Origin of the sequence: uncultured Bifidobacterium sp., from assembly GCF_945269915.1 — a bacterium.
Taxonomy (GTDB): domain Bacteria; phylum Actinomycetota; class Actinomycetes; order Actinomycetales; family Bifidobacteriaceae; genus Bombiscardovia; species Bombiscardovia indica.
The window spans coordinates 14,716-39,531 of sequence record NZ_CALYOY010000003.1 but is presented as its reverse complement, the minus strand read 5'-3'; the positions used below and the strand labels follow the sequence as shown (position 1 = coordinate 39,531).

General features: G+C 62.2%; 18 protein-coding genes and 2 pseudogenes. 17 read left to right on the top strand and 3 right to left on the bottom strand.

What is annotated here, in order from left to right:
• Positions 1-17: 17 nt before the first annotated feature.
• Together Q0K62_RS01165 and Q0K62_RS01160 are read right to left on the bottom strand one after the other, a co-directional pair.
• The gene (locus Q0K62_RS01165) at positions 18-377 is read right to left on the bottom strand and encodes a YccF domain-containing protein (RefSeq protein ID WP_297316150.1); all 360 of its coding nucleotides are present in this window, start codon (positions 375-377) and stop codon (positions 18-20) included.
• Entirely contained in the window at positions 374-1,192 is an 819-nt protein-coding gene (locus Q0K62_RS01160) for a TetR/AcrR family transcriptional regulator (RefSeq protein WP_297316149.1), read from the bottom strand. The genes Q0K62_RS01165 and Q0K62_RS01160 overlap by 4 nt, the downstream gene beginning before the upstream one ends.
• Positions 1,193-1,517: 325 nt before the next feature.
• Between Q0K62_RS01160 and Q0K62_RS01155 the strand changes: the two genes are divergently transcribed.
• The 16 genes and pseudogenes from Q0K62_RS01155 to Q0K62_RS01080 all read left to right on the top strand — a co-directional run bounded on the left by Q0K62_RS01155 (position 1,518) and on the right by Q0K62_RS01080 (position 21,346).
• Positions 1,518-3,233, top strand: coding sequence for an MFS transporter (locus Q0K62_RS01155; protein WP_297316148.1), 1,716 nt, complete (start codon positions 1,518-1,520; stop codon positions 3,231-3,233).
• A gap of 328 nt (positions 3,234-3,561) precedes the next feature.
• Entirely contained in the window at positions 3,562-5,238 is a 1,677-nt protein-coding gene (locus tag Q0K62_RS01150) for an NAD+ synthase (RefSeq protein ID WP_297316177.1), read from the top strand.
• Positions 5,239-5,361: 123 nt separating this feature from the next.
• Positions 5,362-5,607, top strand: a complete 246-nt coding sequence (locus tag Q0K62_RS01145) for a hypothetical protein (protein WP_297316147.1) — start codon at positions 5,362-5,364, stop codon at positions 5,605-5,607.
• Between the two features lie 265 nt (positions 5,608-5,872).
• Positions 5,873-8,248 carry a formate C-acetyltransferase gene (gene pflB / locus Q0K62_RS01140; RefSeq protein ID WP_297316146.1) on the top strand — a complete coding sequence of 792 codons (2,376 nt, stop codon included), beginning with the start codon at positions 5,873-5,875 and terminating at the stop codon, positions 8,246-8,248.
• A 96-nt stretch (positions 8,249-8,344) separates the two neighbouring features.
• Positions 8,345-9,226, top strand: coding sequence for a pyruvate formate-lyase-activating protein (gene pflA, locus Q0K62_RS01135; protein ID WP_297316145.1), 882 nt, complete (start codon positions 8,345-8,347; stop codon positions 9,224-9,226).
• Positions 9,227-9,336: 110 nt separating this feature from the next.
• On the top strand, positions 9,337-10,686 hold the full coding sequence (locus Q0K62_RS01130) for an HRDC domain-containing protein (RefSeq protein ID WP_297316144.1): 1,350 nt from the start codon (positions 9,337-9,339) through the stop codon (positions 10,684-10,686).
• Positions 10,687-10,735: 49 nt separating this feature from the next.
• Positions 10,736-12,142: a trigger factor gene (gene tig / locus Q0K62_RS01125; protein WP_297316143.1), complete on the top strand. Its 1,407-nt coding sequence runs from the start codon at positions 10,736-10,738 to the stop codon at positions 12,140-12,142.
• A 250-nt stretch (positions 12,143-12,392) separates the two neighbouring features.
• Positions 12,393-13,010 (top strand): ATP-dependent Clp protease proteolytic subunit, encoded by a 618-nt coding sequence (locus Q0K62_RS01120; protein ID WP_297316142.1) that lies wholly within the window; start codon positions 12,393-12,395, stop codon positions 13,008-13,010.
• 8 nt (positions 13,011-13,018) lie between these two features.
• Complete coding sequence (locus Q0K62_RS01115; RefSeq protein ID WP_297316141.1) at positions 13,019-13,687, top strand: ATP-dependent Clp protease proteolytic subunit; 669 nt, start codon at positions 13,019-13,021, stop codon at positions 13,685-13,687.
• 167 nt (positions 13,688-13,854) lie between these two features.
• On the top strand, positions 13,855-15,213 hold the full coding sequence (clpX, locus tag Q0K62_RS01110; protein ID WP_297316140.1) for an ATP-dependent Clp protease ATP-binding subunit ClpX: 1,359 nt from the start codon (positions 13,855-13,857) through the stop codon (positions 15,211-15,213).
• Between the two features lie 120 nt (positions 15,214-15,333).
• Positions 15,334-16,257, top strand: a complete 924-nt coding sequence (locus Q0K62_RS01105; protein WP_297316139.1) for an NAD kinase — start codon at positions 15,334-15,336, stop codon at positions 16,255-16,257.
• Positions 16,257-17,990 carry a DNA repair protein RecN gene (recN, locus tag Q0K62_RS01100; RefSeq protein WP_297316138.1) on the top strand — a complete coding sequence of 578 codons (1,734 nt, stop codon included), beginning with the start codon at positions 16,257-16,259 and terminating at the stop codon, positions 17,988-17,990. The genes Q0K62_RS01105 and recN overlap by 1 nt, the downstream gene beginning before the upstream one ends.
• A gap of 73 nt (positions 17,991-18,063) precedes the next feature.
• The gene (locus Q0K62_RS01095) at positions 18,064-18,729 is read left to right on the top strand and encodes an HAD family phosphatase (protein ID WP_297316137.1); all 666 of its coding nucleotides are present in this window, start codon (positions 18,064-18,066) and stop codon (positions 18,727-18,729) included.
• 306 nt (positions 18,730-19,035) lie between these two features.
• Positions 19,036-19,314 (top strand): annotated as a pseudogene (locus Q0K62_RS01090) (GntR family transcriptional regulator); the annotation flags it as partial.
• A 338-nt stretch (positions 19,315-19,652) separates the two neighbouring features.
• Positions 19,653-20,399: pseudogene (locus tag Q0K62_RS01085) on the top strand (ABC transporter ATP-binding protein); the annotation flags it as partial.
• 290 nt (positions 20,400-20,689) lie between these two features.
• Positions 20,690-21,346 carry a hypothetical protein gene (locus tag Q0K62_RS01080; protein WP_297316136.1) on the top strand — a complete coding sequence of 219 codons (657 nt, stop codon included), beginning with the start codon at positions 20,690-20,692 and terminating at the stop codon, positions 21,344-21,346.
• A gap of 158 nt (positions 21,347-21,504) precedes the next feature.
• Here Q0K62_RS01080 and thrC read toward each other — a convergent pair whose 3' ends face one another.
• Positions 21,505-22,995, bottom strand: coding sequence for a threonine synthase (gene thrC, locus Q0K62_RS01075; protein WP_297316135.1), 1,491 nt, complete (start codon positions 22,993-22,995; stop codon positions 21,505-21,507).
• 291 nt (positions 22,996-23,286) lie between these two features.
• On the opposite strand from thrC, the gene glyA reads away from it, so the two are divergent.
• Positions 23,287-24,594: a serine hydroxymethyltransferase gene (glyA, locus tag Q0K62_RS01070; RefSeq protein WP_297316134.1), complete on the top strand. Its 1,308-nt coding sequence runs from the start codon at positions 23,287-23,289 to the stop codon at positions 24,592-24,594.
• The last annotated feature ends 222 nt before the right edge of the window (positions 24,595-24,816 follow it).

Genomic DNA, 24,816 nt, shown 5'->3' with positions numbered 1-24,816 from the left:
CCCTGGTCGCCACCTGGTCAGAGGATGACGGCCCCGAAGGGCATCAGGGCCAATTTGGCCATCTTGAAGGACTGGAGACCGAAGGGGATGCCGACGATGGTGATGAGGTTGAGGAGACCGGCCGTGAAGTAGGTCAGAGCCAACCACCAGCCTCCCAGGACCAGCCAGAGCAGGTTGGCCAGGGTGGATCCGACCTGCCCCCCGTAGACGACGGAATGGCCGAAGGGCGCCAGGGTCAGTCCGGCCATTTTGAAGGCCTGGGACCCCAGTGGGATGCCGATGATGGTAAGGCAGAGAATGATGCCGATGAGGGCCCAGATCAATGAGATGACCAGGCCGCCCAGAATGAGCCAGATGATGTTGCCCAAGAGTTTCATGAGTTCATGTCCTTGCATGGGTTCGCCTGGTTTGTCCGGCGGTCCCCGTTCGTCCTGACTGCCCGGCTTCGCTGATCCGTCTGCCTGATCGGGTCCGCCAGGGTTCTTTGATCGTTCCGCCCGGTTTCGGTCTGCTTCTTGGACAATGCCACTATCACGGCTCGTGTGGCCTCGGTGATGTCTTCGATGATGGTGGAGACCATCTTCGGATCGGGTTCCCCCTCCCGGTTGTCCAGGGCGTCAATCAGCCGCATGCCGGATTGGACAATGCCCCGGGTGACCTCCACGCCGGTTCTGGCATCGTCGGGCCTCAGGGATTGCCAGGCGTCGATCAGGGGTTGGTTCACCTGTCGATGGAAGTCCACCATGGCATCTGTGGTCAGGTCGGACGGTTTGGTCTGGTCCTGCCCCCGGTCGAAAGGCTGCCCGTAGAGGAAGGACCGCCGGAACTGGGTGTCGTTGCCGTCCGTGTAGAGGTTCATCAGCCAACTGTGGCCATGTCGGCCGGCCTGAACAAGATTGGTCCGGGTCCAGGCCAGGATGACCTCCTCCGCGGTTCCGGCCCGGGCCAGAGCCTTGGTCAGGGCCTGGGCCCAGACGGGCAGGTGGACCTCCAGGACCATGTCGCAGAGCTGGTCGGTATCGGCGGCGTACCGGTAGAGCGAGTTTCGCGCCATGCCCGCCTGCCTGCTGACCGCCGCCATGGTCAGCCCGCCCCGTCCCGAGGTTCTGAGGATGCGCTCGGCGGCTGCAAGGATGCGCGAGCGGGTCCTGGAACGATGCTCGTCCAGGCTGGCTTCCTCGATTTTCGGCATGGTCCTCCTCGGGTTGTGATTCGGGGGTCGGGTGTCTGCCGGCCCTGTGGCCTCCTGGCCTTCCCGGGTCTCTGTAAGGAATCCTATGGCCTAAGGGGAGTGGACTCAACCGGGTTGTATTCCTTTGGCTCCGAATGCTGATGAGACCTACCTGTTTCTTCCAGGCCGGATTCCGAGGTTCAGCCTTGAGCGAGCGCGCGTGTCGGGACTTGTCAATGACATTTTCGCGACGTATAGTCTCAAAAAGTTCCTGAAGGAGGGACTGAAAAGCTTGGATGGACATCAGGTTCCAAGGATTCCGGAAGGTGAAAGAGGGGGGCACGGGATGAGTCAGGATCAGGTTGCTGGGGGGAAGCGGTCCCAGGCCGCAGGGGAAGGCCGGACCAGTCCGGTCGGAGCCATGGACACTGCCGGGAAACCACCATGGAAGGCGCTCTGGGTCCTGGCCCTGGGCCTGGCCATGATCGTTCTGGACTCTTCCATCGTCAACGTATCGATACCGGCCATCATCAATGCCATCCATATCGACATGACCGATGCCCAGTGGGTCACCGCCCTCTACAGCATCGTCCTGGCCGCCCTCCTCCTGCCCGCGGGGCGTCTTGGTGACATGGTGGGGCGGAAGCGGATGCTCCAGGTGGGCACCGTGATCTTCGTCCTGGGTTCCCTGCTGGCGGCCTCCTCCACGAGTGGTTCCTGGCTCCTGACGGCAAGGGTCGTCCAGGGCATCGGCGGGTCCCTGGTCATGCCCTCCACCCTCTCCTCGGTTTCGGCCACCTTCCGCGGCAGGTACCGGGCCGCCGCCTTCGGGGTCTGGGGGGCGGTCATGTCCGGGGCTGCAGCTGTCGGACCCTTCCTGGGTGGACTGTTCACCTCCACGATCGGTTGGCGCTGGATCTTCCTGGTCAACCTCCCCCTGGGGCTGATCGTCATCCTGACCTCCATGGCCTTCGTGCCGGAGACCAGGTCCGCGCCGGCTTCCGGCACCAGTCGATTCGGGTTGCTCAGTGACTGGAGGGGGATTCTCCTGTCGGCGCTTGGCTCGGCCTTTGTGGTCTTCGCCCTGATCGAGGGGCAGACCTACGGGTGGTTCAGGCCTTCGAAGAAGCTGGTGCTGGGGCCCCTGGTCTGGTCTGTCAACGCGCCCGTGTCCCCGGTGCCCGTCAGCCTGGTGGTGGGGCTGGTCCTCCTGATCTGCTTCACGCTGGTGGAGTTGCGCCGCAAGCGGCAGGGCCGCATCATCATCCTTGACGTGACCATGTTCACCATCGGCACCTTCGGATGGGGGAACCTGACCGCCGCCATCATCAACGCCGGCCAGTTCGCCGTCATCTTCATCCTGCCCCTCTATATGATCAATGCCCGCGGTCTCAGCCCTCTCCAGGCCGGTTCGGTCCTGGGCATCATGGCCCTGGGCGCCGTCTTCTCCGGTGGGCTCGCCCGGCTGGTCTCCGCCCGTCTCGGTGCTGGCGGCACCGTCCAGCTCGGTCTGGCCATGGAGATTCTCGGGGTGGTCGCCTCGGTCCTGCTCATGCGTGGTTCCGTACCGGTCTGGACCATGCTGATCACCCTGATCATCTACGGAACCGGCCTGGGCTTCGCCTCCGCCCAACTGACCAGTCTGGTCCTGTCCGGCGTGCCGGTGGCCCAGTCCGGCCAGGCCTCCGCCACCCAGTCGACGATTCGGCAGTGGGGCACGGCCCTGGGTGCCGCCGTCTCGGGCACCGTCCTCTCCGCAGCCCTCAGCATGGTCATGCCGGCCCATCTGAATGCCATCCCCGGTCTTCCGGCTGGCGCGGCCAGGGGACTGGTCCAGTCCGTCCGTTCCTCGGCCGGCAACGTCATCTCCTCCTTGAGGATGCAGGGTGCCTCCGGTCGCCTTGGCGGACTGGGCCCCCAGGTGACCCAGGCGCTGACCCAGGGCTTCACTCAGGGTGCCCAGTTGGCCATGGCCTTCGCCGGGGTCCTTCTCCTGGTCGGGTTGGTCACCTCGGTCAAGGTCAGGCAGGCCGCTCGCAAGGCCGGTGCCGACAGGGTCTGATATACCGCATGCAGGACCGGCCCCGAGTGGTCACGTCGCGTTCCGGGATCGTTCCGGAGTCGTCGGCGTGACCGGTCCGAGTCGCTGACGTGATTGTCGCCGATGTCACCTTGCGTGACCGTTCACCAGCGTCGGCCTGATCGTCCGGCGTCGTCAGCACCGGTCCTGAGCCTGCTGGAGCAGATCCGCCTGGATAGGTGAGGCGTGATCCCAAGATTGGTTCCCGGTTCTCACGCCGAGCCGGACGGTTCGGCACTGGAGCGGGAAAGGAATTCGGCGCGGTTGCCCCTTCCCGGCACCTCTTCGGTTTAGAATCGCCAGTATGAGTATGGAAGAACGCGATCAATCATCGGATGGCTCCCTTCTGGTGGCCTTGGCGCAGATCGACACCTGTGTTGGCGACCTGGACGGCAACGCCGCGAAGGTCATGGATTATTGCCGCAAAGCCGCCTCCCGGAAAGCCGACATGGTGATCTTCCCCGAGATGACCCTGACCGGGTATCCGATTGAGGATCTGGCCTTCCGGGCCACCTTCCGCCGGGCCGCATGGGCCAGGGCCGACCAGTTGGCAAGGGACCTGAAGGATGCGGATCTGGGTGACCCCTATGTGGTGGTCGGCACCGTCGGGACCGACCGGGAGCATGACCGACCGCGCAATCGCATGGTCGTCCTCCACGATGGTCTGGTCTGGGCGGGATACGACAAGCACTTCCTGCCCAATTACGGGGTTTTCGACGAGTATCGAATCTTCACGCCCGGGGAAAAGAGCGTCATCCTCGACATCAAAGGGCGGCGCATCGGCCTGGCCATCTGTGAGGACATTTGGCAGGAGGGCGGCCCCATCAGCGACATGGCCGCCAAGGGCATCGATCTTCTGGTCACCATCAACGGGTCGCCCTTCGAGGAGGGCAAGGGGCACGTCCGCCGGGAACTGGCGGCCAAGCGCGCCCGTCAGGTCAAGGCTCCGGTCATCTATGTCAACCAAGTGGGCGGCCAGGATGATCTGGTCTTTGACGGTGGCAGTTTCGTGGTGGATGCCGATGGGGCCATCCTGGAGCATTCCCCCCAGTTCGTGGAGCACCTGGGGTACTGGGCCCTGTCGGCCTCGGGGGAGTCGGGGGCATCCGCCCAGCCGGTCAGATCGCTTCTGGCCGATGACCTTCCCGGCGATGAGGAGGTCTACCGGGCCTGCGTGCTTGGACTCAAGGACTACATGGTCAAGAACCATTTCACAGGGGTCTGCCTGGGTCTGTCCGGGGGAATCGATTCGGCCCTGGTGGCGGCTATTGCCGCGGACGCCTGTGGCGGCTCCAATATATGGGGCATCTCCATGCCCAGCCGATACTCCTCCGAGGGGTCGCGTGACGATGCCGCAGACCTGGCCCAACGACTGGGTCTGCATTATGAGGTCAAGGCGATCGGCTCCGAGTTCGATGCCTTCCAGGATGAGCTTCATCTGGAGGGGGTGGCCGAGGAGAACATCCAGGCCCGTATTCGCGGGGTCATCGTCATGGCCTATTCCAATTCCAAGGACCTCCTGGCCCTGGCCACCGGGAACAAGTCCGAGTTGGCCTGCGGGTATTCGACCATCTACGGAGACGCGGTGGGCGGGTATGCGCCCATCAAGGACCTCTTGAAGACCAGGGTCTGGGAACTGGCCAGGTGGCGCAACCAGGAGGCCAAGCTCCATGGTCAGGTCGAACCCATTCCGGTCAATTCCATTGTTAAACCGCCATCGGCGGAGTTGCGCGAGGGGCAGAAGGATTCCGACTCCCTGCCTGATTACGCCCTCCTGGACCAGGTGCTCGAGGCTTATATCGAGAAGGCGCACGGTCGTGAGGATCTCCTTGCCGACGGATTCGACCCCGAAACCGTCAACACGGTCATGCGTCTGGTGGACCGGGCAGAATGGAAGCGGCGCCAGTACCCCCTGGGGCCCAAGGTCACCTCGCTGGCTTTCGGTCGTGACCGCCGCCTGCCCATCACCAATGCCTTCAGGGAGTGATGCGAAGCAGTGATTCAGGGCGGGCCGGGCCGCTCATATTCTCGGAGGATGATTCGGTGCCAGAAGTGGTATCTGGGCCTGGCGGGATCTGATTCCACCAGGTTCATCGGCAAGGAGGCGATCATGGCTGAGCAGCAGGGCGAGTGGTTTCTCAACACGGTGACGGGTAAGCCCGAATTGGGCAAACTGTCGCCATCGGACTACCGGATGGGTCCCTACCCTTCCTATGAGGACGCACTTGATGCGTGGAAGATCGCCAAGAAGCGCAACAAGGTCTGGGAGGAAGAGGACCGGCGTTGGCGCCGACAATGGGAGGGAGACCCGAACGGGTCATCAACCGGCGGAGATCGGGACCAGGGTCAGGACTGAGAAAAGCGATGCCCGCCGCAGGGCCGCTTCGTTTTGGCCCGGAGTGCAGATGGAGTCAATCGCTTGGACCTGAAATCCAGGTTGTCGTCTTGCTTTTACGACGAAGGTCCCTCGTCAACGCTTGTAAGGGGAAGCTTCAAGACTCGGTTGGCTCAATGTGACAAAGCTCACGTCCATGGCCGACTTTCGGCGTCAATCCCCACCCTATACTGGACGTAACAGTGGTGTGAGGAAGCGCCATTGACATATCAACAAGGAGTTGAGTATGACAGCAGTTGAGACCATGTCAGTCTCACCCGATGAGCTGCAAGCCAAGGCTTGGGACAGCTTCAAGGGTGAAGACTGGAAGAAGAACATCGACGTCCGTGACTTTATTCAAAAGAACTACACCCCCTATCTGGGTGATGAATCCTTCCTGGCGCCTGCCACCGAGAAGACCAAGTTCCTGTGGAAATATCTCGACGACAATTTCCTTGCCGTCGAGCGCAAGCAGCGCGTTTACGATGTAGACACTCACACACCCGCCGGTATCGACGCTTTTCCCGCCGGATACATTGACGGCAAGTCGGCTGATGAAACACAGGATAATGTCATCGTCGGCCTGCAGACCGACGTTCCCTGCAAGCGCGCCATGATGCCCAACGGTGGTTGGCGCATGGTCGAACAGGCCATCAAGGAGGCCGGCAAGGAGCCCGATCCGGAGATCAAGAAGATCTTCACCAGGTATCGCAAGACCCACAATGATGGTGTCTTCGACGTCTACACCAAGCGGATTAAGCTGGCCCGCCACAACAAGATCCTCACCGGTCTCCCTGATTCCTACGGCCGTGGCCGCATCATCGGCGATTACCGTCGCGTGGCCCTGTACGGCATCAACGAGCTGATTGCCCGCAAGCAGGCCGACAAGGATTCGATTCCATACCGCAATGACTTCACCGAGGAAGAGATCGAGCACTGGATTCGCTTCCGCGAGGAACACGCCGAGCAGATCAAGGCCCTGAAGCAGCTGCTGAAGCTGGGTCAGGAGTATGGCCTGGATTTGAGCCGTCCAGCTCAGAACGCCAAGGAAGCCGTCCAGTGGACCTACATGGCATACTTGGCATCCGTCAAGAGCCAGGATGGCGCGGCCATGTCCATCGGTCGTCTTTCGGCCTTCTTCGACATCTACTTCGAGCGGGACTTCCAGAAGGGTCTGATCGACGAGACCGACGCCCAGGAGATCATCGACAACATCGTCATGAAGCTGCGTATCGTCCGCTTCCTGCGTACCAAGGACTACGACAATATCTTCTCCGGTGATCCCTATTGGGCAACCTGGTCGGATGCAGGCTTCGGCGACGACGGCCGTCCGCTGGTCACCAAGACCTCCTTCCGCCTGCTGGCCACCCTGACCCTGGAGCATCTTGGGCCCGGTCCTGAGCCCAACATCACGATCTTCTGGGATCCGAAGCTGCCTGAGGGCTACAAGCGCTTCTGCGCCCGTATCTCCATCGACACCTCGGCCATCCAGTACGAGTCCGACAAGGACATCCGCGCCCACTGGGGCGACGATGCAGCCATCGCCTGCTGCGTCTCCCCGATGAGGGTCGGCAAGCAGATGCAGTTCTTCGGTGCCCGTGTGAACTCCGCCAAGGCACTGCTCTACGCCATGAACGGCGGGCGTGACGAGATGACCGGTATGCAGGTCATCGATGAGGGCATCGTCAAGCCCGTAACCCCCAAGGAGGACGGCTCCCTGGACTTCCAGGAGGTCAAGGACAACTACGAGAAGGCTCTGGAGTGGCTGAGCGAGACCTATGTCGAGGCTCTGAACATCATCCACTACATGCATGATAAGTATGCATATGAGTCCATCGAGATGGCCCTGCACGACAAGGAGGTCTACCGTACCCTCGGTTGCGGTATGTCCGGCCTGTCGATTGCCGCCGACTCACTGTCCGCCATCAAGTACGCCAAGGTCTACCCGATCTACAACAAGGATGCCAAGGGCACCCCGGAGTATGTCGAGGGTGCCGACGACGACCTGATCGTCAACTACAAGACGGTCGGCGAGTTCCCGATCTACGGTAATGACGATGACCGCGCCGATGATCTGGCCAAGTGGGCCGTCTCCACAGTCATGGGTCAGGTCAAGCGCCTGCCCGTCTACCGTGGCGCCGTGCCGACCCAGTCCATTCTGACTATCACCTCCAACGTGGAATATGGCAAGAACACCGGCTCCTTCCCCTCGGGCCACAAGAAGGGTACCCCGTATGCACCTGGTGCCAACCCCGAGAACGGCATGGATTCCCACGGCATGCTGCCCTCCATGTTCTCCGTCGGCAAGATCGACTATGACGATGCGCTCGATGGCATCTCGCTGACCAACACGATCACTCCTGACGGTCTGGGTCGTGATGAGGACGAGCGGATCAACAATCTGGTGGGCATCCTGGATGCCGGCAACGGACACGGGCTCTACCACGCCAACATCAACGTCCTGCGCAAGGAGCAGCTTGAGGATGCAGTCGAGCACCCCGAGAAGTACCCGCATCTGACCGTGCGCGTCTCGGGTTATGCGGTCAACTTCGTCAAGCTGACACGTGAGCAGCAGCTTGACGTCATCTCTCGTACCTTCCATCAGGGTGCCGTGACCGACTGATTGATTTCAGTGGTCCGACCCGTTGAAAGACGGTGAGCCGAAGGGGGGCGGGGCAGATACCCCGCCTCCCTTCATTTTCGTAGTCAGGAGGTTCCAATGACGGAGGCCATGACCTTCCACACCACCCAGCCGCATATGCTCAAGGAGTCCAAGGCATACCAGAGCCAGACCCTGATGGGGGGATTATCAGGGTTTGAGTCACCTATAGGGTTGGACCGGCACGACCGGATGGCAGCCTTGAGAACAGGCGATATCGGTTTTGTGCATTCCTGGGACATCAACACCTCGGTGGATGGACCGGGCACCAGGATGACGGTATTCATGAGTGGTTGCCCACTCCGGTGCCAGTACTGCCAGAACCCTGATACCTGGAAGATGCGTGACGGGCAGCCCGTCTATCTCCAGGCCATGATCGACAAGGTGGCCCGTTACCAGGACCTCTTCAAGGCCACAGGAGGCGGTATCACCTTCAGCGGTGGCGAATCCATGATGCAGGGGGCCTTCGTGTCCAGGGTCTTCCGTGCAGCCAAGGAGATGGGTGTCCACACCTGTCTCGATACCTCAGGCTTCCTCAACCGCAACTACACGGACGAGATGATCGACGACATCGATCTCTGCCTGCTGGATGTCAAGTCGGGTGACGAGGAGACCTACCAGAAAGTCACCGGTGGCACCCTGGCCCCGACCATCGCCTTCGGCAAGAGGCTGGCCGAGCGCGGCAGCAAGATCTGGGTACGGTTCGTTCTGGTCCCTGGATTGACCGACTCGGAGGAGAACGTGGAAAAGGTGGCCGAGGTCTGTGAGCAGTTCAAGGATGCCATCGAGCACATCGATGTTCTGCCCTTCCACCAGCTGGGCAGGCCGAAGTGGCATGAGTTGCGCATTCCCTACCCCTTGGAGGATGCCAAGGGCCCCTCGGCGTCCTTGAAGAAGCGTGTGACCGAGCAGTTCGAAGCCCATGGTTTCGTGGTGTACTGATCATGGAACGGAAGACCCCGACGACCATCAAGTTGGCGGGGTCTTCTTCTTGGGCTATGCTTTCTGCCGTGCGAGGACCCAGGTGAGGCACCTCCGGAAAGAGAACAGGTATGGAGGATAATGCCCGTCGAGAGGACGTGACCGTCCGCTACCGGTGCCGTGCAAAACCGAGACAGTCAATCGACAAACGATCTCAGCTGCTGACCGAGCCGCGGGGCGGTGTTCCCCAGGTCGTCGATGATCGGCAGGGATTCGTCAAGGCCTGTCGAGATCTCTCCCTGGCTGACGGGGCCCTGGGTGCCGATGCGGAACGTGCCTCCGGATTTCGCTATGGGCATGATGATTATCTGGTTCAGTTCAAACGTGGTTCCTCCCGGATCATCCTTCTGGACCCGCCGGCCTTGAACCGGGCGGGATGCGACTGGAATGACTTCAACCAGGCCGTGGAAGGTGTCCAGTGGATCATCCACGATTCTCCTCAGGACCTGCCCGGTTTCCATGATCTGGGTATGAGGCCCTCGTCCCTCTTCGATACGGAGCTGGCCGCCCGGCTGCTCAATCTCAGGCATTTCGGCCTGTCCGCGGTGACCGAGCACTTCCTGGGGCTTTCCCTGGCCAAGGAACATTCAGCGGCCGATTGGTCCTACCGGCCGCTGCCCAGGGACTGGCGAAACTATGCCGCCCTTGATGTGGAGCTTTTGGACCCCCTCCGGGAGTGCATGGAGAAGGAACTTGTCCGGCAGGGCAAGGAAGACTGGGCCAGGCAGGAATTCGAATGGCTCCTGACCGATCGGATCCAGGGTAAACCCAAGCAGGAGCAGCCCTGGCGGCACTTATCCCATATCAGTGCCCTGCGTAATGACAGAAGGGGCCTGGCCGTGGCCAGGGCACTCTGGACCAAGAGGGACCAGCTGGGCAGGGAGTACGACATCGCCCCCAATCTCCTCCTGACCGACAAGTCCATCATCATGGCCTCGCAGGTCAAGCCCCACAACGCCGCCCAGTTCCGAGCCGTCCGATCTCTGAATGAACGGGTCAGGATCCACACGGGAGGCGAGCAGGACAAGATGTTCGAGCGGTATGCCCCCATCCAGCGTCAGGTTCGACCCAGGATCTGGAGGGAGACCATCATCGAGGCCCTGAACCTACCCGATGAGGACCTCCCCATGGGGCCAAAGGTGCAGACGGACCAGAACAACGCCCCCAGGTCCATGCAGGTCTGGCGACAGCGCCATCCCGACCGGATGGCCAGACTTCAGGCGGCCCGCAGGATGGTGGCCCGTATAGGGCAGGACACCAATACCCCGGCCGATGTCCTCATCAAGCCCAAATACCTGCGTAACCTCTGCTGGACCGACGAACCCGGCAAAAGGGATGTCGCCGACTTCCTGACAGAGCAGGGAGCCCGACCATGGCAGGTTTCCCTCCTGTCAGAGTCCCTAAGTCGAGCTATCATGTAACGGTTGCCTTACTGGCAGATCAAACGGTTTTGATGAATTGGAGCGCAGCGTGAAAATCAGCGTCAGGAACCTCGAGCCCACCAAGGTCAGGCTCACAATCACCGTCGACAAGGACGAGCTGGACCCTTACCTGGACCAGGCCCGCAAGGAGATCGGCAAGCAGGTCACCATCCCCGGCTTCCGCAAGGGGCATGTGCCCGGAGCGATCATCGATCAGCGCGTAGGATTCGCCAGTGTTGCCGGCGAGGCCATCAATGCGGGTGTTCCCGAGATCTATTCCAAGGCCCTGGCCGAGAAGAAGCTGCATGCCATGGACCAGCCTCAGATCGACGTCAAGGACGTACCCCAGTCCGCCAAGGACGATACCAAGCTGAAGTTCACTGCCGAGGTGGAGATTCGCCCCAAGTTTGACCTGCCCGACTTGGATGGAATGGAGGTCGAGGTCCGCAGGCCCGAGGTCAGCGATGAGGACGTCGACAAGCGCCTGGACAACCTCCGTCAGCGCTTCGGCACCCTGATCAGTGTCGATCGCCCCGCCAAGAAGGGCGATTACGCCAGCATCGACCTGGATGCCGTCATCGACGGTGAGTCCGTGGACTCCCAGCAGGGCATCAGCTACGAGCTGGGCTCCAACACCATGCTCGACGGACTGGATGAGGCTCTGGACGGCCTGTCCGCCGACGAGGAGACCACCTTCGAGGGCACCCTGGAGGCCGGTGACCATCAGGGAGAGAAGGCCCAGATCAAGGTCAAGGTCAACTCGGTCAAGGCCGAGGAACTGCCTGATCTGGATGACGAATTCGCCAAGGAGGCCTCGGAGTTCGACACCCTGGACGAGCTCAAGGCCGATGTGCGCAAGCAGTGCGAGAGCGATGCCGAGGGACGTCAGGCCACCGATGCCCGTGACGCCTTCATCGCCAAGCTCCAGGAGGGGTTGGATATCCCCGTCCCCAAGGGCATCGAGGCCAACATGGTGACCGAGCAGCTCAAGAACACCGGCAAGGATCCCGAAAAGGCCACCAAGGACGAGAAGGCCGAGGCCGAGAAGAACGTCGATAAGGAACTGCGCGACCAGATGACCCTGGACGCCCTGGCCGAGAAGATGGAGGTCAGCGTCAGCCAGGTGGATGTGACCAACTTCCTGGCATCGATCGCCCAGCAGTACGGGATGGACCCCTCCGCCTTCATCAACTCCATCGTCCAGAACGGCCAGCTGGGTTCGGCCGTCCAGGAGGTCGGTCGTTCCAAGGGAATGCTGGCCGGTATGCGGGCCGTGACCTTCAAGGATCCCGAGGGGAACGAGGTCGATCTGAGTCGGTTCCTGGGGTCCGACGAGGAGCAGGGTGAGTCCATGGAGGACCAGGACGAGAGCGTCCAGGCCGCCTCGGCAGCGGCTGCCGTGGCTGACGAGCTCTCGGGTTCCGCTGAGGAGACCGAGGACGAAGACAAGGGCTGACCTCCCCATCCACGGGGACCGGGTCGCTTCGGCTGCCTGTGACCCCCCCCCCCCCGGTGAGATGACCGCTTGATCATGGGATGCCCGGCGATGACTTCGCCGGGCATCCTTGTGTTTGTGCCCCGGCCCGGGCGCATCCCACCTGGCCCGTGCAAACCCTCCAGGGGTTGCGCAAAGAGCGGAAGTCCCCCCATGCGTCGGTTCCGGGCGCTAGGCTCGAATGCATGACACGTTTATCGAAGGAGACACGGTGAGCAATACACTTGCAACCAGCCCCGTCATGGAGGAGGGGGAGGCCCCTGCGGTGACCGACCCCATTTTCAACAGACTGCTCAAGGACCGGATCATCTGGTTGGGTGATGAGGTCAAGGATGCCAACGCCAACGTCATCTGCGCCCAGTTGCTGATGCTGGCGGCCGAGGACCCCAAGAAGGACATCTGGCTCTATATCAATTCCCCCGGCGGTTCCATCACGGCCGGCATGGCCATCTACGACACCATGCAGCTGATCGAGCCCGACGTGGCCACCGTGGCCGTGGGCATGGCCGCATCCATGGCGCAGTTCCTCCTGTCCAGCGGGGCCAAGGGCAAGCGCTTCGTCACCTCGCACGCCCGGGTCCTCATGCACCAGCCCTCGGGCGGTGTGGGTGGCACGGCCACCGATGTTCGGATCAACGCGGAGCTGATCATGGACATGAAGAAGTCCCTCTCGGAATTGACGGCCGAGCAGACCGGGCACACCCTGGAGGAGATTTACCGCGACAACGAGTACGACCACTGGTTCACGGCCCAGCAGGCCCTGGAGTACGGCTTCGTTGACAAGATCGTGACCACCCCGGGCACCATGAGCGCCCAGGAAGGGAAGTGAGCTGTTCCATGGCATCAGAAGAAGCGAAATTCGTGGCACGGGCCCAGCGTCTGGCCGGCCCCCGTGGCCTGGCGGCCATGCCCCAGGACAGGTATGTGCTTCCCCAGTTCGAGGAGCGCACCCCTTACGGCTACAAGCGCCAGGATCCCTATACCCGGCTTTTCGACGACCGGATCATCTTCATGGGTGTCCAGGTCGATGACACCTCGGCCGATGACATCATGGCCCAGCTCCTGGTTCTGGAGAGCCAGGACCCCAACCGGGATGTGATCATCTACATCAACTCGCCCGGTGGTTCCATGACGGCCATGACCGCCATCTACGACACCATGCAGTACATCAAGCCTGATGTGCAGACCGTCTGCCTGGGGCAGGCCGCCTCGGCCGCAGCCATCCTCCTGGCTGCCGGCACCAAGGGCAAGAGGCTCATCCTGCCCAATGCCCGGGTGCTGATCCACCAGCCGGCCATGGAGCAGGACTTCGGCAAGGCCACCGAGATCGAGATCCAGGCCAAGGAGATGCTGCGCATGAGGACCTGGCTGGAGGAGACCCTGGCCAAGCACACCGGTCAGAAGGTCGAGAAGATTCGCAAGGACATCGAGATCGACACCATCCTCACGGCCCAGGAGGCCAAGGAGTACGGGATGGTCGATGAGGTGCTGGAACACCGCAAGTAGGCGGGCCCTGCACGGTTCCATTTGGGGAGAGACCCTGGTCCCCGGTTGTGCACTGGTTCAGACGCAACCGGGGATTGTCATGACGGACGGGCCCACCCTGGCCTATCATGGGTAAGAATGGGAGGGATTCCTGTGGGGCCTCGACGATTCAACGGGAAGGTTGAGCGATGGGACGAGTGGTCAGCTACAATGACGGCCTGAGCCGGTGCGAGTTCTGCGGGAAGAACGAGCACCAGGTGCGCCGCCTGGTCAAGGGGCCATCGTCGGCCATCTGTGACGAGTGCATCCAGCTCTGCATGCAGATCATCCAGGAGGACAAGGCCAAGGATGCCGCCAAGGACCGGCGCTCCCTGCCGGTGCCCAGCCGTATATTCGACTACCTGAACAGGTACGTGATCGGCCAGGAGGCGGCCAAGAAGACCCTGTCGGTGGCCGTCTACAACCACTATAAGCGGGTCAATATGGAGTTGAGCGACCTGCAGTCGGATGTGGATGATCCGGACCAGATCCCCATGGTGATCAGATCCGATGACGGACAGACCGCTGGGGTGCAGGCGGATCCGGCCCTCCGTGCGCAGGTGGCCAAGTCCAACATCCTCCTGTTGGGGCCGACGGGTGTGGGCAAGACCTACCTGGCCCAGACCCTGGCGAGAATCATGAACGTCCCCTTCATCATCACCGATGCCACGACCCTGACCGAGGCCGGGTATGTGGGTGATGACGTGGAGACGGTCCTGCAGCGGCTCCTTCAGGGGGCCAATGGAAACCTGGACAGGGCCCAGCACGGCATCATCTACATCGACGAGATTGACAAGATAGCCCGCAAGTCCGGCGAGAACACATCCATCACCCGTGACGTGTCGGGGGAGGGTGTTCAACAGGCGCTTCTCAAGATCATCGAGGGCACCGTGGCCTCCGTTCCCCTGGAGGGCTCCCGCAAGCACGGTGAGGCCAGGACCGTCAAGATGAACACCCGGAACATCCTCTTCATCTGTGGAGGGGCCTTCGTGGGCTTGGAGGATATCGTCCGCAGGCGTCTGGGGGTGCATGAAAGCGGATTCTCGGTCTCCCGGGCGCAATCGCAGGTTCCCGACGAGGACATCCTGGCCCAGGTGAACGCCGATGACCTGGAGGAGTTCGGACTCCTGCCCGAGTTCATCGGCCGCCTTCCGGTCGTTTCGACCCTGAGGCCCCTTTCGGTGGAACAGCTCAGGCAGGTCCTGACCCAACCCGACAACGCCCTGGTCAACCAGTACCGGCGCATGTTCCTGGACGACGGCACCGACCTGGAGTTCACTGACGAGGCCCTGGATCGGGTGGCCGACATCGCCATGGAAGGCGGGGTCGGGGCCAGGGGTCTGCGGGGTATCATCGAGCGGACCCTGGAGGATGCCATGTTCGAGATTCCCGACAGGGATGATGTGACCAAGGTCCTGGTAGACACCGAGGCCGTGGACGGTCTGCGCCCGCCCCGGTATCTGAGCGACCGGTCCCCCCGGAAGAAGGCGGACAGGCGAAAGGCCTGAGCCGGTTCCATCCGGTCTGTTGGGCGGAGCGGATAGGATGGAAAACACTGCGGCTCGCCGATGGGTGACAGGTCCGGTCCCCGTCATGGGCCGTCAAGGTCATACTTGGGAGGTATGCCCATGGGCAAACGCAACGCGGTGGTGGTCACGCACAGCAGCGTGCGCTCCAGCGGCAACCTGGTCAACGAGGTGGTCCATCAGCTCCAGACCGACGGCTTCAGGGTCGACATCATCGACAACATCGAGGCCCCCGCCTTCGGTGAACCCTCGCAGCGGGTCCAGGACGACACCGAGATCGTCATCGTCCTGGGAGGGGACGGGACCATCCTGCGCGCGGCCGAGCTGGTGAAGTGCACCGAGGTACCCATACTGGGGGTCAACCTGGGCCATATCGGGTTCCTTGCCGAATTCGAGAGCTTCCAGATAGGGGAGGCCATCCGACGGGTGGCCGACCACGACTACTCCATCGACGAACGCATGGTGGCCCATGTGGACCTTTGGCTTCCGGGGGCCGATGAGCCCCTGACCGACTGGGCCCTGAACGACATGACCCTGGAGCGCTATGACCGGGGCAAGATGATCGAGGTCTCCGTACGGGTGGACGATGTGGAGATGAGCTCCTTCGGGTGCGACGGAATGATCGTGGCCACCCCCACCGGGTCGACCGCCTACGCCTTCTCGGTCGGGGGGCCCATCGTCTGGCCCGATGCCCGTTCCCTGCAGATGGTGCCCATCGCGGCCCACGCCCTCTTCGCCCGATCCCTGATCATCGGCCCGGATTCCACCTTTACCCTGGACATCCTGGGGGACTCCCAGTCGGCCGGCTGGATATGCAACGACGGGCGGCGCCAGCGCGAGGTTCCCAGGGAGTCCCGGGTCGTCGTCCGTCAGTCCCATGACATCCTTCGCCTTGCCCGCCTGTCCGGGGTGCCCTTCACCCAGCGGCTGGTCTCCAAGTTCGACCTGCCGGTTGTCGGATGGCGCGAGCAGCACAAGCCCAACCTCCCCGGGACCGGTACCCGGGTACCCGACGGGGGCCGCTGATGCTGGAAGAATTGGAAGTCCGTGATCTGGGACCCATCCACCAGGCCTTGCTGCGACCCGCTTCCGGCATGACGGCCATCACCGGGGAGACCGGGGCCGGCAAGTCCATGCTGCTCAATGCCATCAGACTGATCTCCGGGGCTCCGACCCGGTCCGACCTGGTTGCGCCGGGTTCTTCCGAGGCCTGGGTTCAGGGCATCTTCCTGCCGGAGGGGGATCGCGCCCCTGTCGAGGTCATCAGCCAGGCGGGACTGCCCGGTGAGGAGGATGGCCAGATTTTCATCTCCCGGTCGATTCCGGTCACGGGACGTTCCCGGGCGAGCGTCAACGGGCGGACGGCCCCTCGTTCCTTACTTGAGGAGGTCTCCGCCGACCTGATCACCGTGCACGGTCAGGCCGATCAGCTGAGGATGGCCGCTCCGGGCCGGCAACGGGACTTCCTGGATGCCTATGCCCGTGACGGGCAGGAACTGGCCGCCTTCCGTGCGGCCTGGGCAACCTACCAGGAGACCAGGGAGCACCTGGAGACCCTGCGCAATCAGGAGACGGGCATGGCGGCCCAGGCCGACTACCTGCGTGAGTCCATTGACCGGATCGATCGGGTGGATCCCCATCCCGGGGAGGACGATGATCTGCACCTGCAACGCGACAGGATTGAGCATGCCGCCCAGATCAGCCAGGGGCTGCGGGTGGCGCTGGGAGCCTTGGATGCCTCCCAGGTCGATCCTGACGGGGATGGGCCCTCGGTCTCAGGACTGATCGACCAGGCCATCTCCGCCCTGGATGGGATCGGGGTGGATGGGGTCTTCAAGGAGAGCGCCGAACGGCTGCGGTCAATCAACACCGACCTGGCGGACCTGGTCTTCACCCTGAGCAGCGAGGTGGATGACGAGGTTCAGGAGGGCGACCTGGACAGGATCAACGCCCGGATCCACGATCTATCGGAGCTGACCCGGCGTTGGGGGCCCACCATTGATGATGTGCTGGCCTGGCGGGAGAAGTCCCGGTTGGACCTGGAAGATATGGACGCCTCGCCCGAGAAGCTCCAGGAGCTCCAGGACCGGTGCGACCTGGAGAGGGACCGGGCCCTGCAAGCGGCCAGGGCTCTTTCTCGGGTTAGGGACAAGGCCGGACGAGACCTGGGTGGCAAGGTCTCTGATGAGCTGAAATCCCTGGCCATGGCAGGGGCCGGCCTGGAGGTCAAGATCGTCCAACGGCCCGACGAGGCCCTGGATTCGCAGGGGCTGGATGATATAGCCTTCCTCTTCACCCCCTACCCGGGGTCGCCCCGGTTGCCCATGGGCAAGAGCGCCTCGGGCGGTGAGCTGAGCCGTCTGATGCTGGCCATGGAGCTGGTGGCGGCCGATGCCAGGGCCATTGACCGGAAATCCGGAGACGGCCGGGATGAGGCCGGGCCTTCCATGACCTTCATCTTTGATGAGGTCGATGCCGGTGTGGGCGGTCGTGCCGCCGTGGAGCTGGGACGTCGTCTGGCCAGGCTGGCGGCCACATCCCAGGTGATTGTGGTCACCCACCTGCCCCAGGTGGCTTCCTGGGCCGATGCCCATTTTGTGGTCTCCAAGGGGGCCGGCCAGGCTGGCGGGGTGGAAACGGTCATAAGTCAGGTCAGCGGTGAATCCCGCCAGCGGGAAATCGCCCGCATGCTGGCCGGGAGCGAGTCGGAGACCTCCCTGGAGCATGCACGGGAGCTCCTCGATTCCAGCCGTCTCTAGCTGATGCGGGAACGTTTTTCACCACATCAGAAGCATCAGGGGTTCGAAAAACCGGAAAGGATGGCCGTCCAGGATGACACAGCCTGTCAATGCCGGTAAGGGCGCTATTTTCGATTTGGATGGGACCCTCTTGGATTCCATGGGTGTCTGGGCGGAAGTGGACAGGATCTTCTTCGAGCGTCGTGGCATCCCCATGCCCGCCGACTACGCCCACGAGGTGGCGGCCATGCAGTTCGGCGACATAGCCGACTACACCATCAGGCGATTCTCCTTGGATGAGGACTGGAAGGACCTGATGAGTGAATGGAACGATACTGCCCAGGAACTGTATGCCACCAAGGTCAGGCCTAAGCCGCACGCCCTTGACTACCTGCATCACCTGCGCAATACCGGGGCCCGATTGGCCGTGGCGACCAGTCTGGCCCCCCGGCTGAGGGAGACCGCCCTGGAGCATGCCGGCATCCGGGATTGCTTCGACATGGTCTGCAGTGTCGACGACGCCGGTCCGGGGGGCAAGGAGCGCCCGGACATCTTCCTCCATGCCGCAAGGGGGCTCGGTCTGCCTCCTGAAAGGTGCACGGTCTTCGAGGACATCCTTATCGCGGTGCGCACGGCCAAGTCACTGGGCATGCGGGTCTGGGCCATGTATGACTCTTCCTCCGACAGGGACTGGGAGCGCATCTGCCAGGAGGCGGACGGCGGCATCCACGATTTCGAGCAGGCGCCACTCCGGATCTGAGCGGTCCTTCATCCCTTTCTTCGCCCAATGAGGTAATGCATAAGAGCGAACCGTTCTTGCAGGGGCCTCCCAACGTCTCATGGGCGAACCTGAAATCACGGGCATGACCATCACTGTGAACAGGCTTCTTGCCCCCCCCCCCCCCATGAAGCCGATTAGGTTCCATGGGTGATGTCTTTCGACTGGGAGATACGGGCAACTGTTATATAACCGACTTGCACAGTTGGCCAAACTGTTATATTGTATAGCTAAACAGTGATACAGCCTAACCGGGCGGTTCCTGTTCAAACACAGAAGGAGGACTGGATGAAACTGATCATCTCATCCGTGTCCGGAAAGCCGATTTACCAGCAGATAGAAGACCAGATACGTTCTGCCATCCTGTCCGGCGACCTGGCGGCGGGGGAGGGGCTCCCCTCTCTGCGCCACCTGGCCCGCGAACTCAGGGTGTCCGTGCTCACCGTGACCCGGGCTTACAACGAACTGGCCCAGGAGGGTCTGGTGGAGAACATCCAGGGCAAGGGGACCTTCGTCATGGACCGGGGCAATGAGGTCATGCGCCGGCAGCTCCAGAACAGGGTCCAGAACCTCCTGCAGGAGGCCGTGCAGGTTTCCGCCCAGGCAGGCATGGGCCCCGAATGGGTCCGTACCAACCTGGAGCAGGTCCTGGATGACACCGTCTCCGACTCGGTACCTGAGCGAGGGGCCGGGGAGACGTCAGGATCCGTATCCGCATCTGGTCCTTTCTCGTCAGCCGGTCGTCGGCGACCAGGGAAGGGAACGGAATCATGGCTGCAATAGGCCAGGATGATGTGCAATACGCTCTCCGTGCCAGTGATGTCGGCAAGCGCTTCCGGGCGCGGCCTGATCATGACCCGGATTCCAGGGGACCGAAGGGACTTCTTGGCAGAGGCGGTACAGGAATGGCGGCCAGCAAGGAGGGATTCGGTCTCAAGGACGTGACCCTTGATCTTCCCTTGGGATACATCATGGGGTTGATCGGTCCAAACGGCGCCGGCAAATCAACCCTGATCAAGCTGATCCTGAACATGATCAGGCGAGATTCGGGTGACATCCAGGTCCTGGGACGAGACAACATCCAGGAGGAGGAAGCCATCAAGGGCGATCTGGGTGTGGTCTTCGACTCCATCTTCCTCAACGGCCAGTGGTACGTGGAGGCGGCCGAGAGGATCATGGCGCCCTTCTACCCAAGATGGAACTCCCGGCGCTATGCCGACTACCTGCAACGGTTCGGACTCCAGCCCGGGCAGAAGATCAAGAAGCTCTCCCGGGGCATGCAGATGAAGCTCATGCTGGCCATCGCCCTGAGCCACGATGCCAGACTCCTCATCCTTGACGAGCCCACGAGCGGGTTGGATGTCCTCTCCAGGGACGAGCTGATGGACATCCTCGTCGACTACATAGCGGATGGGCGGCATTCGGTCCTCTTCTCCACCCACATCACCGCAGACCTGGAGAGTGTGGCCGATTTCATCACCTACATCAATGCAGGATCGGTCTATTTCACCGGTCCAAAGGACGAGTTCGAGGATTCCTTCATGCTCGTTCAGGGGGCCCATGGCGATATCAGCCGGGCGCAGGAATCCATGCTCCTGGGTCTGCGCGCCTATGCCACCGGCTTCGATGCCCTGATCCGAAGCGAGGACAGACAGACCTTCCTGGAGGCCGCCGACCCTGCACATTCCGGAGTCCGGGAAGGCCGTTACCAGATGCAGCGTGCCGATTTCGACACGGTTATGCGTCTGACGGTCCATGGGCCGCGACAATTGGGGAGCACCCCTGAATTCCATAGCGTGGATGGCGGAACCGCCTCCTCCCGGGTGAAGAGCGGTGCTTCCCTGTCAGTCCGGAATGGCCACGAGGGAGGCAAACAATGAATCAGATAATGCTGGCGGCCAAAACCGACTGCAGAAGTTGGTCTCATCGTGGCAGGGCTTGGATGATTCTTGCCATCCTCGGGGCCTTCCCCCTGGTTTCGTGTCTGCTGATTGTGCTTGTCGGTCTGGGCGATGAGGTCTCTGATGTATTGGTGGGCCTGTTGACAGGCAGCTGTTTCGGTCTGATGATAGGTCAACTGGTGGATTGTTTCTTCAACTTCGATGGACCTGAAGGCAACCTCTTCGGACTCATGCCGGTACAGAGGAAGAATCAGATTCTGGGCAGGTATCTGTATCTTCATCTGACTCCGCTGGGAATGGGTCTGGGTTTCATCCTTATGGTTTTCACGGCCCGAGCCTACCGGAACAGGGTCCTGGACTTCAGCGGTGCCGTGAACGAGCTCGGAAGCATCGTCCTGGCTGGTCTGGCGCTCCTGGCTCTGGGTATGGTGTTTCTTGACCTGTGTCTGCCGCTTTTCTATCGCAACACCGCCACCCAGGCGATGTTGAAAATATTCACCTATGCTGTCGGGTTGATTGTTCTCGGTCTCCTGATTGCCCAGATACCCCTGGATTGGTCCGCCTTCCTTAGCGAGGTCCTGCTGTTCTTCTCGGCCAATACCTGGCGGACAATGCTGATCGGTTTGGCGCTCCTGGTGGTCATCGATCTGGTTTCCAAGTACATTTCCCGCCAGGCCTATCTGGCCAAGGATCTATGACCCTTCCTCCGGTTTGCTCAGTTGGCATCCGGGCCGGATTGTCTTGTCTCCGTGGACAGTGGCTATGAGGCCAACGCCGGAGTTGGCCGGCAGGCCTTTTCCAAGGGAAGGACACTCGTGACGGCAGGACTGTGAACCCAAGGTCCGTCGGCTTTTGGCTAGGCCCTCATCTCTATGGCAGCGCGGCGGACATAAGCGGGCATGTCGGCGATGTCGATGCAGTCCTCGAAACGGACCTCCTCGGTCTCCAGGTTGCGCAGGTTGACCGGGGCCGTGGTGCCGGTGGCCTGTGCGATGGCATCCATGCAGGCGAAGTCGCTCTCCGGGGTGTCCAGTCCCAGGGACCGGCCCACCACCCGGGGGAACTTGTAGGGGCTGGCGGTCGAGAGGAGGACCCGGGGGATGCCGTCCTGACGGCGCTCGCGGTCCATCACATGGTAGCCGCAAGCCGTGTGGGGGTCGATCAGGTAGTGGTGGTCCTGCCAGCAATCGTGAATGGCCGCCGATACCTGACCCTCATCGGCCCAGCCGCAGGCGAAGAGGGACTGGATCCTGGCCAGGAGGTCGGCCGGGACCTGGTAGCGGCCGGTGGTGGCCAGATCCTCCATCAGGGAGGCGATCAGTTCCGTGTCGCCGTTGGACATGTAGTAGAGCATCCGCTCCAGGTTGGAGGAGATGAGAATGTCCATGCTGGGGGAGGTGGTGGTGTAGAAGGGCCGGTTCCTGTCGTAGACGCCGGTGGTCAGGAAGTCGCTCAGGACCTTGTTCCGGTCCGAGGCCACGGTCAGCCGGGCCACGGGCAGGCCCATCATCCTGGCATAGTATCCGGCCAGGATGTCGCCGAAGTTGCCGGTTGGCACGCAGAACTCCACCGGGTCGCCCACCTGTATACGGCCCTGGTCGAGGAGGGAGCCGTAGGCATGGAAGTAATAGACGACCTGGGGGACCAGGCGCCCCACATTGATTGAATTGGCCGACGACAGGACGGTTCCGGCCCCACTGGCCAGATTCGAGGCCAGGTCCCGATCGGCGAAGATGGTCTTGACGGCCGACTGGGCATCGTCGAAGTTGCCCCGGACGGCGCAGACGCGAACGTTGGAGCCCGCCTGGGTGACCATCTGCAGCCGTTGCACCTGGCTGACCTTACCCTCGGGGTAGAAGACCGTGATACCCGTGCCGGGTGCATCGGCGAACCCTGCAAGGGCGGCCTTGCCGGTATCTCCAGAGGTGGCGGTCAGGATCATGATCCGCTGGTCCGCCCCGCCCTGGGGGAGGGTGCGGCTCATCAGCTGTGGCAGCATCTGCAGGGCCACATCCTTGAAGGCCGAGGTGGGTCCATGAAAGAGTTCCAGGATGTAGTCATCGCCCACCTTGGTCAGGGGGGTGATCCTGGGGTCGGACCACTGGTCCCCGTAGGCGGCACGAATCGATTGGTCCAATTCGTCTGCCGTGTAGTCGTCCAGCAGCAGTCCCAGTATCCTGGCTGCGGTCTGCTGGTAGGTCTGACCGGACAGGCAGGCCGGATCGACCTGGACCGATGCCAACCGGTCGGTGACGAAGAGACCGCCGTCCGGGGCCATGCCCTGACGGATGGCCTGCCTGGATGTCATGGTCCGGTCGTTGCTGCGTGTGCTGTGGAATGCCTTCATGCGGTAGTGCCCTTCCGCCCTGGTCTCTCACTGATGGTCCCCCCGCAAGGCGAACCGGATATGGGTTGATTCTAGCCCAAGGTACGGCCGAGGTGGCCCTGTACAGCCGAGGGGCAGAACCGTGTTCCAAGAAGACCGAAGAGGGTATCCTGATTCCACACCTGCCCAGGCCCGGTTCACAATGTGGACACATTCTAAGAGAAATGGCTGTTTCGTTAACGTGGCCAGCGTACAGTATTGCCAATCAGTCCTGAGTGAGTGCGGCTGAGCGTCAAACAAAAGGAGAGACCGATGGTCGAAGAGAAACTGGTACAGCAATACGACGATGCCTTCAACTCTTCGATCTCGCAGGTCGATCCTGAGATCTCCCGGCTGCTTGATCATGAGTTGGACCGTCAGCGCGACGGTCTTGAGATGATCGCCTCCGAGAACTTCGTTCCCAGGGCCGTCCTGCAGGCCCAGGGGTCCGTGCTGACCAACAAGTATGCCGAGGGCTATCCGGGCAGGCGCTACTACGGCGGCTGCGAGTGGGTCGACCAGGTCGAGACCCTGGCCCGCAACAGGGCCAAGGAACTCTTCGGCGCCGAGTACGCCAATGTCCAACCCCACTCCGGGGCCCAGGCCAACGCAGCCGTCTACCAATCCCTGATCAAACCGGGTGACACCGTCCTCGGCCTGGCCCTGGACCACGGCGGCCATCTGACCCACGGCATGAAGATCAATTTCTCCGGTCGTTTCTACCACGCGGAGGCTTACGGGGTGAACCCCGAGACCTTCCGCATCGATCCGGAGATCATCCGTCGGCGTGCCAAGGAGGCCCACCCCGCCCTGATCATCGGAGGATGGAGCGCCTATCCGCGCATCGAGGACTTCAAGGCCATGAAGGAGATCGCCGACGAGGTGGGTGCCAGGTTCTGGGTGGACATGGCCCACTTCGCAGGCATGGTGGCGGCCGGTCTGCACCCCAGCCCGGTTCCCTATGCCGACGTGGTCTCCTCCACGGCCCACAAGACCCTGGGAGGTCCCCGTTCGGGCTTCATCCTGGCCAAGGAGGAGTACGGCAAGAAGATCAATTCCGCCGTCTTCCCCGGGAACCAGGGCGGCCCGCTCATGCACGTCATCGCCGCCAAGGCCGTTGCCTTCAAGCTGGCTGGAACCCCCGAGTTCAAGCAGCGCATGCAGCGCACCCTTGAAGGGGCCAAGATCCTGGCCGAGCGCCTGATGGCCCCCGATGTGGCGGCCAACGGGATCACCGTCCTGACCGGTGGAACGGATGTCCACCTGGTCATGGTCGACCTGCGCAACAGTGAGATGGACGGCCAGCAGGGGGAGGACCTCCTGGCACAGGTCGGCATCACGGTCAACAGGAACACGGTTCCCTTCGATCCCCGTCCGGCCTCCGTGGCCTCCGGTCTGCGTATCGGCACTTCGGCCCTGGCCACCCGCGGCTTCGGCAATGCCCAGTACGAGGAGGTCGCCGACGTCATCGGCACCGCCCTGGCGCAGGGCAGGAACGCTGATGTCGATGCGCTCAAGGCCCGTGTGGACCGTCTGGTCGAGGAGTTCCCGCTCTATCCGGGACTCAATCAGACCCACTGATTGCAGGAATCGTCCATCCGTGACCATCAGGAAGGCCCGGCCGGAATCCGGTCGGGCCTTCCTGCCGTTTCAGCAGCCCCAGCCAGGACATGCCGAATGGATCCTCGGCACTCGCCTCTTCGCAATCCGACCGCTGCTTCGCGTTTCTGCGACGGACACCATTGATGGGCGAATCGGGCGACCTCAACCTCAGGGTTACAATCAGAGCAGTGATAAGGATGG

Coding starts and splice junctions, on each gene's coding strand:
- Q0K62_RS01165 (WP_297316150.1), bottom strand. CDS start 377: ATGAAACTCTTGGGCAACATCATCTGGCTCATTCTGGGCGGCCTGGTC.
- Q0K62_RS01160 (WP_297316149.1), bottom strand. CDS start 1,192: ATGCCGAAAATCGAGGAAGCCAGCCTGGACGAGCATCGTTCCAGGACC.
- Q0K62_RS01155 (WP_297316148.1), top strand. CDS start 1,518: ATGAGTCAGGATCAGGTTGCTGGGGGGAAGCGGTCCCAGGCCGCAGGG.
- Q0K62_RS01150 (WP_297316177.1), top strand. CDS start 3,562: ATGGAAGAACGCGATCAATCATCGGATGGCTCCCTTCTGGTGGCCTTG.
- Q0K62_RS01145 (WP_297316147.1), top strand. CDS start 5,362: ATGGCTGAGCAGCAGGGCGAGTGGTTTCTCAACACGGTGACGGGTAAG.
- pflB (WP_297316146.1), top strand. CDS start 5,873: ATGACAGCAGTTGAGACCATGTCAGTCTCACCCGATGAGCTGCAAGCC.
- pflA (WP_297316145.1), top strand. CDS start 8,345: ATGACGGAGGCCATGACCTTCCACACCACCCAGCCGCATATGCTCAAG.
- Q0K62_RS01130 (WP_297316144.1), top strand. CDS start 9,337: ATGGAGGATAATGCCCGTCGAGAGGACGTGACCGTCCGCTACCGGTGC.
- Q0K62_RS01115 (WP_297316141.1), top strand. CDS start 13,019: ATGGCATCAGAAGAAGCGAAATTCGTGGCACGGGCCCAGCGTCTGGCC.
- clpX (WP_297316140.1), top strand. CDS start 13,855: ATGGGACGAGTGGTCAGCTACAATGACGGCCTGAGCCGGTGCGAGTTC.
- Q0K62_RS01105 (WP_297316139.1), top strand. CDS start 15,334: ATGGGCAAACGCAACGCGGTGGTGGTCACGCACAGCAGCGTGCGCTCC.
- recN (WP_297316138.1), top strand. CDS start 16,257: ATGCTGGAAGAATTGGAAGTCCGTGATCTGGGACCCATCCACCAGGCC.
- Q0K62_RS01095 (WP_297316137.1), top strand. CDS start 18,064: ATGACACAGCCTGTCAATGCCGGTAAGGGCGCTATTTTCGATTTGGAT.
- Q0K62_RS01080 (WP_297316136.1), top strand. CDS start 20,690: ATGATTCTTGCCATCCTCGGGGCCTTCCCCCTGGTTTCGTGTCTGCTG.
- thrC (WP_297316135.1), bottom strand. CDS start 22,995: ATGAAGGCATTCCACAGCACACGCAGCAACGACCGGACCATGACATCC.
- glyA (WP_297316134.1), top strand. CDS start 23,287: ATGGTCGAAGAGAAACTGGTACAGCAATACGACGATGCCTTCAACTCT.